Raw genomic sequence first — 12,998 nt, forward strand, 5'->3', positions numbered from 1 at the left:
TTTAAAATGATTTATCCACTAAACTCCTTTTGCAAATGAACCGTTTTTTGGATGGTTGGCACAGCCCAGCATTAAATAAGCACATGGAAATTGCCGAATATGGACACTATGGTATTGCCCTTTTGCTTTTGCCTACCGCCGCCGCCGACTACTTGGAATACGAACGCTTCTTACTCATCCGTGCCATTCAGGAGCAGATTAATGCAGGTAAAGTGAAGGTCTATTCCATCAATAGCATCAATTCTGAAAGTTGGTTAAACCGCAATATGCACCCCCGCCATAAGGCCATTCGACACCAACAATTTAATGAATACGTTTTTAACGAGGTGATCCCATATATTCGCCACCGAACAAGTCAAGACACGCCGATCATTACGTGTGGCGCTTCTTTTGGCGCGTTGCATTCTGCCAACCTTTTTTTTAAACGCCCAGACTTGATTAATGGCGTGATTGCGATGAGTGGTGACTATGACCTGACAAGTTATACCAGCGGGTATTTTGATGATGATGTGTATTTCAATTCTCCGGCTCATTATTTACCTAATCTGACCGATGAAGGCATTTTGGACCAGATCCGAAAGAGTCATCACATTCACATTGTCACTGGGTCTGGCGATTATGAGCATCCTGCAGCCTCCAAGCGCCTATCTGATACCCTCCACGCAAAAGACATTGAACACGAGTTGGAAATATGGGGCCCCGACATGCGGCATGATTGGCCGACTTGGCGGGCTATGCTACCCATTTATTTAAAAACCCGCTTCTGAACGAAAAAGCCCTGTACAATTATGCACAGGGCTTTTTTTGATGAATCGAAGTTGTTCAATCAATAAAATTTATATGAAAAGCCAACCGCTAACACCTCGCGAAACTGCACCTTTTTGTTCACATTGGTATCATGAACCAAATTTGCCTCAAAATTGACACTGATCAATTTGTTAACTTTCATGGCAATTAAGTTATCCCACCGCGTCAATGGCGCCCATTCTGCTTCGGGCTTAGACGGCTGACGAAAACTCATGAACAGACTGAGTTGGCTTTTATAATTAACATTGGTCGCCAAGTTTTTATTGAACTTCGTCAAAAAGTTAAGCCCTGCCTCCGACCGAATGTTTTCGTCGGCTTTCAAACCCCAAGCGGTTCTCAAGCCCTCGTCGCGAACAACACGCTGCTTAAAACCAATCCCCACCGATTGCGAGAAAACCGGACTGGGATCGTAGGAATAACCGATAGATTCGATAATGTCGGCGGGTGCAAACAGGTCCGATACCAAGGTTTTAGTCCCCTTCGCATCATCATATTTATAGGTAGGCGCAAATTGGGTTTTAAAGTCCAGTACGGCAGTTGGTTTAAATTTTTTTCCTGTTTCCCAGTCCAGTTTAAACAGGTAAGCAATCACATCAGTAGCCTTTCGTAATGAGAGATCACCTTGTTTAAATTGACCATATGTAAGATTAAACGTGTGGGAACGATTTACTTTTCCTTTGATATGGTCAAATTTACCAGCCAGACTTGCTGTCGCAGACAAGGTATTGACCCCACCTGCCTGCCAATTATTGTATCCAGATTGGGTAATGGAGAGAGCCGTACCCATATCTTTTTTCCAGGTTTCGGTTTTAGCATCTGTTTTAGGTGCTTCTTGCGCCCAGAGCACTGGAGGGGCAAGCATCACAAGACATATGATGAATAGTTGTTTTTTCATTGGTTCGTTATGGCTGAATGAAATAAAAAATGGCCGGAGCCTGTTTGGGGTCCGACCAGAAAATTAAGGCATAAGTAGTACCAAAAAGTACTTACTCGCCAGAGTTCTTAATGTTTTGAATTTCGGTACGAATTTCCTGCGCTTTGTCTTTGAGATCTTGCATGGCTTTGCGGATGCGTGTACCTGCGGCTTTATTGCCTTTTTCGTAGAATGCGTTGAAGTCTTTTTCAAGGGCATCTACCATGTCTTTTAATTCCTCAAATTTACTCATTGGTTTACCTCAGTCTTAAGATGATGTAGGATTGTAGCGGAAAAATGGTGGGGACGTTTGTTGTAAGTTAAATGCTACCATAGGGATGTGTCAAGTGGAAATCGCTTTTTATATATTTTTACTACCTTTATCAATCAATTTCAAAACACCAGACACGTTATTTTTACGGACGTTATGGCATTTCACTTGCACCCTTGGGGATAAATCCCGAAATTCGGGAATTCTATTTCTCTCTTTGCAAGACCTTATGCCCGAATTTTGCCACCTGCATTGTCATACCCAATACTCCCTGCTCGATGGAGCTGCCCGGATCAAAAATCTGATTGGCAAAGCCAAAGAGTTAGGAATGCCTGCGGTCGCCATCACTGATCATGGCAACTTATTTGGGGTTCCAGAATTTTACAAAACGGCCAAACAACAAGGGATAAAACCTATTATAGGGTGTGAGTTTTATATCGCACCTTCTGGGATGAAGGATAAAACAGATCGCACCAGGTTTCATCAAGTACTATTGGCAAAATCAGAAGAAGGATATAAAAATCTTATCAAATTATCTTCTTTATCCTATACCGAGGGCTATTATTATAAACCACGCATAGACCGGGAAACCTTAAAAAAACACAGTACCGGACTCATCGCCACAACTTGTTGTTTACAAGGTGAGGTACTACAAGCGATTTTAAAAAAGGGCGAAGAAGCCGCACGCCTGATCTTTAAAGAATATTTAGATATTTTTGGAGAGGATTACTATATTGAACTACAAGATCATGGTATTCCGGAGCAAAAGCGATGTAACGAGGTCTTGTTGCGATGGGCCACCGAATACAAGGTGAAGACCATTGCCACAAATGACGTTCATTATGTAAAACAAGGGGACTCGGAGGCGCAGGATGTTTTGCTCTGCCTGCAAACAGGAAAAGACCTGAACGATCCCAAGCGGATGCGTTTCGAGAATGATCAATTCTTTTTCAAAACCACCGAAGAAATGCAGGCTGCTTTTCCCAGCCTGACCGCAAAAATCCGAGATGCCTCCTTAGACAATACCCGCGAAATTGCGGATAAATGCGACCTCACCATTCCGATGGGGAAACTCCTGATGCCCAACTATCCCATGCCGCCAGAATATGCTGGCGATATGGATCGCTATTTACATGACCTGGTTTTTGAGCGTGCCCAAACCCGCTATCCCCGAATGACCGAAGAGATTCGAGAACGGCTTACTTTTGAACTTTCGATTATCAAGCAAATGGGTTTTGCGGGCTACTTTCTAATTGTTCAAGATTTTACTACGGCAGCCCGCAAATTGGGGGTAAGTGTGGGGCCAGGACGTGGTTCGGCGGCAGGCTCGGCTATTGCCTATTGTTTGGGCATCACCAATATAGACCCGCTGGCATACAATCTACTCTTCGAGCGTTTCCTGAATCCAGAACGGGTTTCCATGCCCGATATAGATATTGACTTCGATGACCGAGGACGAGGGAAGGTGATTGACTATGTGGTGCAAAAATATGGCCGTGAAAGCGTGTGCCAGATCATCACCTTTGGTACGATGGGTGCCCGATCTGTCATCCGTGATGTGGCACGTGTCATGAATATACCGCTTTCGGAAGCCGACCGGATTGCGAAACTGGTTCCGGAAGGTCCAAAGGAAAACCTGCATACCGCACGGGAAAAAGTACCAGAATTTTCGTCCCTCTTCCAATCGGGTGACGCCAATATTCGGAAATTGATGGAATTCTCGACGGTTTTGGAGGGATCAGCCCGCCACACCGGAATCCATGCGGCTGGGGTTATTATTGCACCAGGAAACGTGGGGGAGTTTGTACCTGTGGCCTTGGCAAAGGGTAAATCGGGCGAAGAAGACATTGTTACCACGCAATATGAAGGGAAATATGTTGAAGATTTTGGGCTTTTGAAAATGGACTTTTTGGGCCTCAAAACCCTTACCATCTTGAACGACGCCCTTCAACTCATTAAGGAAAATTATGGGAAAGAGGTAGATTTAGACAAGATTCCACTCGACGATCTCAAGACCTTTGAAATGTTTCAGCGGGGCGAAACAGTAGCCATTTTCCAGTTTGAAAGTTCGGGCATGCGTGAGTATATGAAACTCCTTAAACCCACCGACCTCAACGACCTAATCGCCATGAACGCCCTTTATCGGCCAGGCCCGATGGATCTGATCCCCAATTACATCGCCCGAAAACATGGCCGTGAACCCATAGAATATCCGCATCCGATGCTGGAGGAAGTGCTTAAGCCCACCTTTGGCATTCCGATTTACCAAGAACAGGTCATGCAAATGGCGCAGGTTATGGGTTCTTATACCCTCGGTGGTGCCGATCTTCTTCGCCGTGCGATGGGGAAAAAGAAAAAAGAGGAGATGGATGCCCAGCGGATTACGTTTCTAAAAGGTGCACAAGGCAATCAGGTGGACGAGACGACGGCCAACCAAGTCTTTGACATGATGGAAAAGTTTGCCGGATACGGGTTTAATAAGTCTCATAGTGCGGCCTATTCTGTGGTGGCCTATCAAACAGCTTATTTAAAAGCCAATTATCCCTATGCTTTCTTGGCCGCAGCGATGACCTCGGAAATGGGAGACACCAAAAAATTGGCCATTGTTTTGGAAGAAGCCCGACATCTCGGACTTAAGGTCTTGCCGCCTAATATCAACCACAGCCAAGCCGCATTTAGTGTGGAAGGCGAGGCCATCCGATTCGGCATGGCAGCCATCAAGGGGGTTGGAACGGGGGCCATAGAAATCATTTGTAATGAACGAAACCAAAACGGACCATTTACTTCGCTCCACGATTTGGTGAAACGGGTGGATTTGAGGCAGGTGAACAAGAAGACCTTAGAAGGCTTGGCCGCTTCTGGAGCATTAGATGCGTTCGAGGGTCACCGTAAACAATTCATTGCAGCGCTCGACGACGCCATTCGGTTTGCACATCAGGCCCAACTAAACCGCGCCGCCGGGCAAAATTCGCTTTTCGGGGAATTCAGTGACACGGCTATTGAGCTTACCCCGCAAATGCCTTTTATGGAACCTTGGTCTCGTGGTGAAACGCTGCGGAACGAACGTGAACTGATTGGGCTTTATGTCTCTGGACATCCGTTGGATGAATACGGCCCGCTTGTTCGAGCCTTTTCGACCGCGTCGTTCAAGGACTTAGAAAAGTTAGAGCCGGACCGCGAATACCGCTTTTGTGGCATTATTACCGAGGTACAAAAACGATATGCAAAAAATGGTAAGCCATTTGCTTTTATCACCTTAGAAGATTTTGAAGGCGCTGGGGAAATCACCATCTTCTCCAATCAGTTCGAGCGTATTGGCCCACATTTGCTGCCCGACGAACTAGTGATGGCAACGGCGAAATTAGAAAAAAGGGAACGTGGGGTCTCGCTGATTGCCAAAGACCTTGTGCCCATGTGGCAAGCCCAAGAACGCTTCATCAAGTCTATCTTGTTGCGACTGAACCCAGAAGCCGTGCCCGCCGAACACATGCAAAAACTAAAAGAAGTTTGCGACCAAAATAAAGGAGGGACACGACTCTACTTCGACCTGCTCAACCCTGTTTCTGGGAGGGCCATTCGGCTTAAAAGCCGTTTGTGTGTTATAGACCCATCACCGGAAGTATTACGCACCATGGAACGTATTTTTGGTGCGGAAAACGTTGTTCTACAAGGAGAAAGCTAATGGATCAACTACGAGAAACTTTTTTACATCGCGAGGTTTTGGTAGAAGGCAAATTATTGCATGTTTATCGCGATACCGTCGCCCTCTCCGACGGCAGCGAGAGCATCCGCGAGTGGATAAATCATCCCGGCGCAGCAGCCGTGGTCCCCCTTTTTGACGATGGAACAACGCTGCTTATCCGGCAATTTCGTTACCCGCCTCAACAGATATTTATTGAACTCCCTGCCGGAAAATTGGACATACCCGGCGAATCGCCTTTGGATGCCGCCAAACGAGAATTGGCAGAAGAAACCGGGCATGATGCACTACAATGGGATTCTCTAGGTGCGTGTTTTCCTGGTATCGGTTATTCAAACGAGATTATCCACCTTTTTTTGGCCCGCAGCCTCCGTCCTTCAACCATTGCCCCCATTGCTGGTGAGTTTTTGGCCCCTTTTCAAATCCCCTTGACCAAGGCTGTGCATATGGCCTATCATGGGGAAATTACCGATGCAAAAACGGCTATAGGGCTATTACGGGCGGCTGCATTCCTTAGGCTGACAGATGGGTAACAGCGCGGTAAGTAGTTTCTCGCTTCAGCATCTGTTATAAAAAAGCCTTGCTTCTGGAAAAGAAACAAGGCTTTTAGGGTGGTCGAGGACGGACTTGAACCGCCGACACAAGGATTTTCAGTCCTTTGCTCTACCAACTGAGCTACTCGACCATTTTTGCTTAGGAACAGCAATATAAGAACAATTCCAAACAGTGTCAATCCATTTTACATCTTCACGTTCATTTGAAACTTGTTTAAGCCCGAACGTGTACGCCCCATCCCAATTTCCCCCGCAATGTTGCGAAATAATCATGGCCCTCTAAAATCACCAGATTAAACGTATGCTTGGCCTCATGTAAAATCAATCGGTTAGAGGAGGCGCCTAAATGTTCCACCTCCCCATCTACCACTAACATATATGGACAATCACTCTCCGGTATATTAAGTTCCAAGACCGCCGTATGGGGTACGACCAATGGCCGCATCGTGAGGGTGTGGGCCGCGAGGGGCGTTAGGGAAAAACAAGCACTTCCAGGTACCATAATGGCCCCGCCCGCCGAAAGTGAGTAGGCGGTTGATCCCGTAGGCGTTGCAACGATAAGGCCATCTGCCCAATAATTACACAAATGCACCCCATTAATATGGGCATTGATGTTGATCAGAGACGCATCCGGACCTTTGTTGATAACAAACTCATTAAGTGCCCACCGGGGCGTAGTATCTTGGGGCAAGAGCAGTTCTAACGCCATCCGTGGCATAACTTTATATTGCCCCAGTCGGATTTTTTCGAGGGCAAGTTCAATGTGCGAGACCTCCATATCCGCCAGAAAACCCAATCGTCCAATATTTACCCCCAAAACGGGCGTACCGTGGGGTGCAATCAGGCGTGCAGTATTGATAATGGTTCCATCCCCCCCAAACGACAACACCATATCGGTCTCGTGTAGGGACATTGTCGCTACCTGTTCCGCCAATAAAGCCGATATTCTACCACGCTCTACCAATCCTTTTGCCAACGGCTCATACAGTTTAAAGGCCAAGCGCGATTGTTCAAACCAATCTACAGCCCGCATCACCGGATCCCACAGCAGTTGTTTATTGGTATTTCCTGTAATGCCAAAAGTCATGATTATCCAGCAAAAATGTAGGTTGTCTTAACCGTTGTGTAAAATTCTTTCGCATGACTCCCTTGTTCACGTGCGCCATAACTGGACGCTTTTGTCCCGCCAAAGGGCACATGATAATCCACCCCAGCGGTAGGAAGGTTAACCATCACCATTCCAGCCTTTGCATGGTGCTTAAAGTGATAGGCATGTTTCAACGAGGTGGTACAAATTCCAGTGGAAAGGCCAAATGGGGTGTCATTGGCCACATATAAGGCTTCTTCATAGTCTTTCACCCGGATAACACCTGCCACAGGCCCAAAAACCTCTTCCCGATTGATCATCATTTCATTCGTCGTTTCTACAAAAAGTGTAGGGGCCAGAAAAAATCCCGGAGTTTTTCGTTGAAGTGTCTGCCCCCCAAAAGCCAAACGAGCGCCTTCACGAACGGCTTGCTGGATGTAATGAAGGTCTTTTGTCAACTGGGCCTCATCCACAACAGGCCCCATCTCCACGCCCGGCATCCGCGCATCGTCCACTTTTAAGGCTGCCAATTTATTTACCATCGCTTCTACAAACCGATCGTGAATCCCTTCAGAAACAATGAGACGGCTCGAAGCCGTACAACGCTGGCCAGTAGAAAAGAAGGCTCCATTTATGGCGCAAGCAACCGCCGTATCCAAATCGGCATCATCCAAAATCACCAATGGATTTTTGCCACCCATTTCTAATTGTACTTTTTTATGAAAGGCCGCACAGGTGGTGGCGATCTCTTTACCCGTGTGAATGCTTCCCGTGAAGGAAATGCCAGCAACATTCGGATGCGCCACCAAAGCCTTTCCGACAACCGCTCCTTTTCCCATCACCAAATTAAATACACCTTCCGGCACACCCGACTGATGAATAATATCGGCCAAGGCCCATGCACACCCCGGAACCAACTCCGCAGGCTTAAAAACAACCGTGTTTCCATATGCCAACGCCGGAGCAATCTTCCAGGCAGGGATCGCAATGGGGAAGTTCCACGGCGTAATAATTCCTACTGCCCCTATCGGTTCGCGGGTTATTTCCACCTCGATGCCCGGACGCACAGAGGCCATTTTCTCGCCAGATGGACGCAGGGCCTCTCCGGCAAAGAACTTAAAAATATGTCCGGCACGGGTGGCTTCTCCAATGCCTTCGGGCAAGGTTTTACCTTCTTCACGGGCAAGGAGATTGCCCAGTTCGTCTTTTCTGGCCAGAATTTCGGACCCAATTTTATCCAAAAGGTCGAATCGCTGTTGTGGGGTACTTCTCCCCCACGAGGAGGCCGCAACATGCGCTGCCTGTACTGCATCCTCTATGTCTTCGAGGGTACTGAGGGCATAGTGGTCTATAACGTCATTGGTATCCGACGGGTTAATATTCGCTTGGACTTCGTGGGGAGTACGCCATTCTCCGGCAATTAAATTCGGCTTCATACAGCTTTTGAGCGGGTTGGTTGGGTGTGAAAGGCAGAAGATAAGGCGGGAATCTCAAAATTCCGACCCTGCTTTTTATGAACTACTATCTGCGCTACCATCTTGGTAGGCTTGTCCATGCAAAAATACAAAATGCAGAAGGCCATACGCTGGGTATCGGTGATCATAAAGCCAATCCTTGCATAATACCCCTCCCAAAGAACTATTTACTTTCTTTTAGAAAAACATAATTCCTTGCAATTGTGGCCTCTTATACTGAACTTGTTGGGCTTTTTTTTCAAAGAAATTTATGCCCAAATTTGTTCCGCTTGTGTCTTCTTGCTATTACAAAACAGCAATTATCAAGAAGTTTTTTTATAAAAAATATTTTTGAGATGAGCACAACCTTCAAATAGGTATTTTTCTATTTTTACTATCAATCTTAAGAATGATTATTAGACATTCGTAGTTTATGTATGGCGAATTCAAATTTTGATAAAACTAAATTTACGCCGAATTAAAATGAATCAACTTTCCCGAATCTATTTTTCCTCAATCTTTACAAAATTCATTTGGAAATTCTCTTGTTAATTTGTTTATTACTTGCGAATAAGACTTTACAAAATTATCACTCTTTTCTTTAGATCAATGGCCAGTTGGTTCGATTATATCAATATATAATTCTGGAACTCCTGAGATAAACTCCCAAAATTTTTGACCGCAATATTTGTAATAATCTCTTTTATCCGGATGATTATCTTTTCCATAACAACAACCATTTATCGCATTTATAATCAATTGATAATTACTAGTCCTCAATGTTTTCTTAGCTACCTTGAAATCAGAAATCATTTTTGCTATTTGAGAACTATTACCCCAACTAGGGTCAGACTTGATTGTGACAATATTTCTAATACCATTTTTATCAAATTATAAATCAATACCTTTTATGCTGGATTTGTATCCACCATAAACTTTGTGGTTAATAGAAATAGCGAGACCTTCGAGCCAATCTCCAAAAATTGTCTCTTCATTAGACGAAATATGGGCATCTAAGATCCCTCTTATAATTTGCTCTGCCGTCAATACATTTTTAGCCTTAAAAAGGTAAGGGTTTTTTCGTTGTAAAACTTTTGACAGTTTAAGGCCATCAAGGCTTTGAATACGTTTTTGATGGAAAATACCGATATTTTGTTCAATATATTGTGATACTTCATCAAGGTTCAGAGCCTTCATATTTTTAAATATTTATAAAAGATATAATTCAACAGGATTTAACTGTTCTTTAACTAACTGGTAATACGCTGGGATAATTTCAATGCCTATTGCATTTCGTCTCATTCTATTGGCAACAGTAATGGTCGTTCCAGAACCCATAAAAGGGTCTAATACGGTATCATGTTCTTTGGTGAATAGCTTGATGAACCATTCAGGAAGTTCTTCAGGGAAAGCAGCACTATGGTTTTTGTTACTGCATTCGGTGGCCAAGTGCAATACATTGGTAGGATAAGCCTTTCTCTCTCTAACCAATTAGAAATATTTTTTCCAAATCCACTTCCTACTTTTGAATTGTCGCGAATTTTATCGGTATTAGAGAGTTTTTTCAATCTTGACTTAGCCCAGTCTCCCATAGGAACCATCACCTTTTCTTGATACATATTAAATTTTCTATTTTTATTAAATTGTAGAAGTCTTTCCCATGCATCCCTAAAACGATTAGGCCATTTACCGGGGTAGCTATTTTTTTGTGCCAAATAAATTCTTCCATCCAAAGCCAGCCTTGTTTTCTCATTTCTAATATAAGTTCCATCACATAAACACTTCTTTCACCATCAACAACTTTTTCTTTGATGTTTAGAACAAAAGTACCAGTTGGTTTAAGAATTCTTAGAAGTTGTTCAGAAATAGGCAAAAACTATTCAACATATTTATCTGTAAGAATACCTCCATAGGCATTTTTTCTTTGATCAGCATAAGGAGGAGAAATGACTATTAAATCTACGGAATTACCAGGTAAAAGGCTCAGTTGTTCTTTGCAATCACCTAAATATAAATTTGTTTTAATTTCTATTTTATTAACGAACTTTAATTGAAAAAACATTCACAAATTTGAATGTACAGAAATTTTAATTCATCATGCATAGTATAAGAAATTAGCACCACTTTGTCAATATTTTTTACCTATGATCGTCGTTCTTGGACTTTCTATCACAGATGAAGTGGGTTCTAATGGTTCTCTCATTTTATGGGCACTACATTTGGGTACAAGCAACAATGACCTACTAAACGGAGAATACCATGAAAAAGAAGCTAAGTTGGGTACTAATGACAGTTTTAAGTATTTTTTTATTGATGCAGCTCATCCCCATTGACCGAGAAAACCCTCCTATAACGTTAGACATGCCTGCGCCCAAACCCGTTAAGGACATCCTAAAACGGTCTTGTTACGATTGTCATTCTAACGAGACCGAATGGCCTTGGTACAGTTACCTTGCACCTGTAAAGTTCATGATTCGTCATCATGTAAATGAGGGAAGAAGTAAGGTTAATTTTTCCACATGGGATCAGCCGCAAGGGGAAGAAAAAGCAGAGGTTCCAGAGGAAATTATAGAAGTGATAGAAAAAGGCGAAATGCCCACTTGGGATTATATTTTAATGCATCCAGAAGCAAAGCTAAGTGCTAAGGATGTGGCAGTCTTAAAGGAATGGGCGGCTACGGTTGGCAAAGGAGGCGAAACAGGAGATGTGCGCGGTGATGAAACTGTTCCAGATGCTAAACCTGCACTAACAAGCTCTAAAGACACTACTTTGGTGCAAAAGACCAAAGATACCGACGATGATGACAACTAATTATGGTGCTTTAGGCGATTGAAAGTACAGGGTAACGGTTGTACTTTTGTTGGGTATGGATGAGACCGACCATTGGGCATGGTGTTTCTGAGCAATTTTATTGACCAAAGCCATGCCCAGTCCACTTCCGGGAATGCCCTTAGCACTCATGCTTTTAGCACGAAAAAAGCGTTTCCCCACATGCGGGACGTCTTCCGGTCGAATACCCAAACCTGTATCGCGAACCAGGAGCACGGGCGGATCGTAATCCAAGCGTACTTCTATGGTCCCACTTTCCGTATATTTTTGTGCATTGTCTAAAATATTTTCTACCATTCGTTTTAGTAATTCGTTATCCCCTACCACTTGTACATCGGGTTGAATATCCATTTTTAGGACAATCTTCCGATCTTTTAAGAGGGATTCTATATCTAAAGTGGCATCCAAAACAATTTTAGAAAGATCGCAACAATCTCGGAGCGTTTCATCGGCGGTATGTTCCAGCCGTGCCAGCTCTAAAAGGCTCCGCACCATATCGCGCATCGCACCCAGTTCTACATGAAGACTTTTCAGGGTTTCTCGGTAGTGTTCAGCCGTTCGTTCGCGCCGGAGGGCCACTTCTACGGCCCCCACTAAGGCGGTTATGGGCGTTTGCAATTCGTGTGCGGCATGGGCAGTAAAGGCTTCCATTTCATCGAAGTTTTTCTGGAGGCGACTCAGCAAATCGTTCAATGTTTCAGTGAGTTGAAGCGTTTCTACGTCGGCTCCTGGAAACGAAGGGATTCGATAATCTCGTGTATGAAGAGAGATTTTTTGTGCTGCATCCGAGATAATTTCAACCGATTCGGTGGCCCGATGGGCCAGTTTCTTCAACAAAAACCACCAGACGATCATTGCCACCAAAACAATAACGGCTAAACCTATCAACCCCAGGCCATAAATATGGCTTCGATCCACTTCATATTGCCCGATCTGGATATACCCAATCAACCGACGATCAGGATCATAAATCCCCCGCGTTAAAAAAAGCATCCGGTATCCGGTACGATTATCGGTGAAAAAGCCATCTTTCTTTACCAAAGAACGGGGATATTTCCGGAGAATATCTACATTGTCGGAAGCAAACAACAAGGTACCATCAAGACGGAATAATTGCACAAATTGCGGATTCTGGCGTGGATGCGCATGTGTATGGTGCGGCTCCGTCCAGTGGTATCTCGGCGGCACTACCCGACCTTCGAACTGTATGGCTGCCGATATTTCGGCCAATTCATCTTCTAAAACGCGGCGATCGGAGAAATGAAACGTTGCGACAATGCTTCCAGCGGTCAAAACAAAAATGAATAACAACGTTCCCAAAAATGTAGGAAGTAGGGTTTTGACGAGCCGTGTTCGGAAGTGTAATGGTTTTTTGGAAGGCAT

General features: G+C 44.3%; 13 protein-coding genes and 1 tRNA gene. 4 read left to right on the forward strand and 10 right to left on the reverse strand.

Translation table 11 applies throughout. The annotated features are described in order from the left end of the window. Positions 1 to 35: 35 nt before the first annotated feature. Positions 36 to 767: a hypothetical protein gene (locus tag JNN12_11040; GenBank protein ID MBL7978864.1), complete on the forward strand. Its 732-nt coding sequence runs from the start codon at positions 36 to 38 to the stop codon at positions 765 to 767. Positions 768 to 826: 59 nt separating this feature from the next. On the opposite strand, the gene JNN12_11045 is transcribed toward JNN12_11040, so the two are convergent. Both JNN12_11045 and JNN12_11050 read right to left on the reverse strand, forming a co-directional pair. Next, a complete protein-coding gene (locus JNN12_11045) occupies positions 827 to 1,702 on the reverse strand; it encodes a DUF3078 domain-containing protein (GenBank protein MBL7978865.1) in 876 nt (291 codons plus the stop codon). 91 nt (positions 1,703 to 1,793) lie between these two features. Further along, on the reverse strand, positions 1,794 to 1,973 hold the full coding sequence (locus tag JNN12_11050; GenBank protein ID MBL7978866.1) for a histone H1: 180 nt from the start codon (positions 1,971 to 1,973) through the stop codon (positions 1,794 to 1,796). 247 nt (positions 1,974 to 2,220) lie between these two features. On the opposite strand from JNN12_11050, the gene dnaE reads away from it, so the two are divergent. After that, the gene (dnaE, locus tag JNN12_11055) at positions 2,221 to 5,673 is read left to right on the forward strand and encodes a DNA polymerase III subunit alpha (GenBank protein ID MBL7978867.1); all 3,453 of its coding nucleotides are present in this window, start codon (positions 2,221 to 2,223) and stop codon (positions 5,671 to 5,673) included. Beyond that, positions 5,673 to 6,224, forward strand: coding sequence for an NUDIX hydrolase (locus JNN12_11060; GenBank protein MBL7978868.1), 552 nt, complete (start codon positions 5,673 to 5,675; stop codon positions 6,222 to 6,224). Before dnaE ends, JNN12_11060 begins: the two co-directional genes overlap by 1 nt. Positions 6,225 to 6,303: 79 nt before the next feature. On the opposite strand, the gene JNN12_11065 is transcribed toward JNN12_11060, so the two are convergent. The 7 genes from JNN12_11065 to JNN12_11095 all read right to left on the reverse strand — a co-directional run bounded on the left by JNN12_11065 (position 6,304) and on the right by JNN12_11095 (position 10,659). After that, a tRNA-Phe gene (locus tag JNN12_11065) sits at positions 6,304 to 6,376 on the reverse strand. An 83-nt stretch (positions 6,377 to 6,459) separates the two neighbouring features. Further along, positions 6,460 to 7,332 carry an NAD(+)/NADH kinase gene (locus JNN12_11070; GenBank protein MBL7978869.1) on the reverse strand — a complete coding sequence of 291 codons (873 nt, stop codon included), beginning with the start codon at positions 7,330 to 7,332 and terminating at the stop codon, positions 6,460 to 6,462. A 2-nt stretch (positions 7,333 to 7,334) separates the two neighbouring features. Beyond that, complete coding sequence (locus tag JNN12_11075; protein ID MBL7978870.1) at positions 7,335 to 8,768, reverse strand: aldehyde dehydrogenase family protein; 1,434 nt, start codon at positions 8,766 to 8,768, stop codon at positions 7,335 to 7,337. Positions 8,769 to 9,392: 624 nt separating this feature from the next. After that, the gene (locus JNN12_11080; GenBank protein MBL7978871.1) at positions 9,393 to 9,662 is read right to left on the reverse strand and encodes a hypothetical protein; all 270 of its coding nucleotides are present in this window, start codon (positions 9,660 to 9,662) and stop codon (positions 9,393 to 9,395) included. Positions 9,663 to 9,677: 15 nt separating this feature from the next. After that, positions 9,678 to 9,983, reverse strand: a complete 306-nt coding sequence (locus JNN12_11085; GenBank protein MBL7978872.1) for a hypothetical protein — start codon at positions 9,981 to 9,983, stop codon at positions 9,678 to 9,680. Positions 9,984 to 9,995: 12 nt separating this feature from the next. Further along, the gene (locus JNN12_11090; protein MBL7978873.1) at positions 9,996 to 10,277 is read right to left on the reverse strand and encodes a site-specific DNA-methyltransferase; all 282 of its coding nucleotides are present in this window, start codon (positions 10,275 to 10,277) and stop codon (positions 9,996 to 9,998) included. 109 nt (positions 10,278 to 10,386) lie between these two features. Further along, the gene (locus JNN12_11095; GenBank protein MBL7978874.1) at positions 10,387 to 10,659 is read right to left on the reverse strand and encodes a hypothetical protein; all 273 of its coding nucleotides are present in this window, start codon (positions 10,657 to 10,659) and stop codon (positions 10,387 to 10,389) included. 386 nt (positions 10,660 to 11,045) lie between these two features. On the opposite strand from JNN12_11095, the gene JNN12_11100 reads away from it, so the two are divergent. Beyond that, a complete protein-coding gene (locus JNN12_11100) occupies positions 11,046 to 11,597 on the forward strand; it encodes a heme-binding domain-containing protein (GenBank protein ID MBL7978875.1) in 552 nt (183 codons plus the stop codon). On the opposite strand, the gene JNN12_11105 is transcribed toward JNN12_11100, so the two are convergent. Then, on the reverse strand, positions 11,598 to 12,998 hold the full coding sequence (locus tag JNN12_11105; protein ID MBL7978876.1) for a HAMP domain-containing histidine kinase: 1,401 nt from the start codon (positions 12,996 to 12,998) through the stop codon (positions 11,598 to 11,600). It abuts the gene before it with no gap.

Source organism: Bacteroidetes Order II. bacterium (genome assembly GCA_016788705.1).
GTDB lineage: Bacteria > Bacteroidota > Rhodothermia > Rhodothermales > UBA2364 > UBA2364.

Coding starts and splice junctions, on each gene's coding strand:
- JNN12_11040 (MBL7978864.1), top strand. CDS start 36: ATGAACCGTTTTTTGGATGGTTGGCACAGCCCAGCATTAAATAAGCAC.
- JNN12_11045 (MBL7978865.1), bottom strand. CDS start 1,702: ATGAAAAAACAACTATTCATCATATGTCTTGTGATGCTTGCCCCTCCA.
- JNN12_11050 (MBL7978866.1), bottom strand. CDS start 1,973: ATGAGTAAATTTGAGGAATTAAAAGACATGGTAGATGCCCTTGAAAAA.
- dnaE (MBL7978867.1), top strand. CDS start 2,221: ATGCCCGAATTTTGCCACCTGCATTGTCATACCCAATACTCCCTGCTC.
- JNN12_11060 (MBL7978868.1), top strand. CDS start 5,673: ATGGATCAACTACGAGAAACTTTTTTACATCGCGAGGTTTTGGTAGAA.
- JNN12_11070 (MBL7978869.1), bottom strand. CDS start 7,332: ATGACTTTTGGCATTACAGGAAATACCAATAAACAACTGCTGTGGGAT.
- JNN12_11075 (MBL7978870.1), bottom strand. CDS start 8,768: ATGAAGCCGAATTTAATTGCCGGAGAATGGCGTACTCCCCACGAAGTC.
- JNN12_11085 (MBL7978872.1), bottom strand. CDS start 9,983: ATGAAGGCTCTGAACCTTGATGAAGTATCACAATATATTGAACAAAAT.
- JNN12_11100 (MBL7978875.1), top strand. CDS start 11,046: ATGAAAAAGAAGCTAAGTTGGGTACTAATGACAGTTTTAAGTATTTTT.
- JNN12_11105 (MBL7978876.1), bottom strand. CDS start 12,998: ATGCCTTCCAAAAAACCATTACACTTCCGAACACGGCTCGTCAAAACC.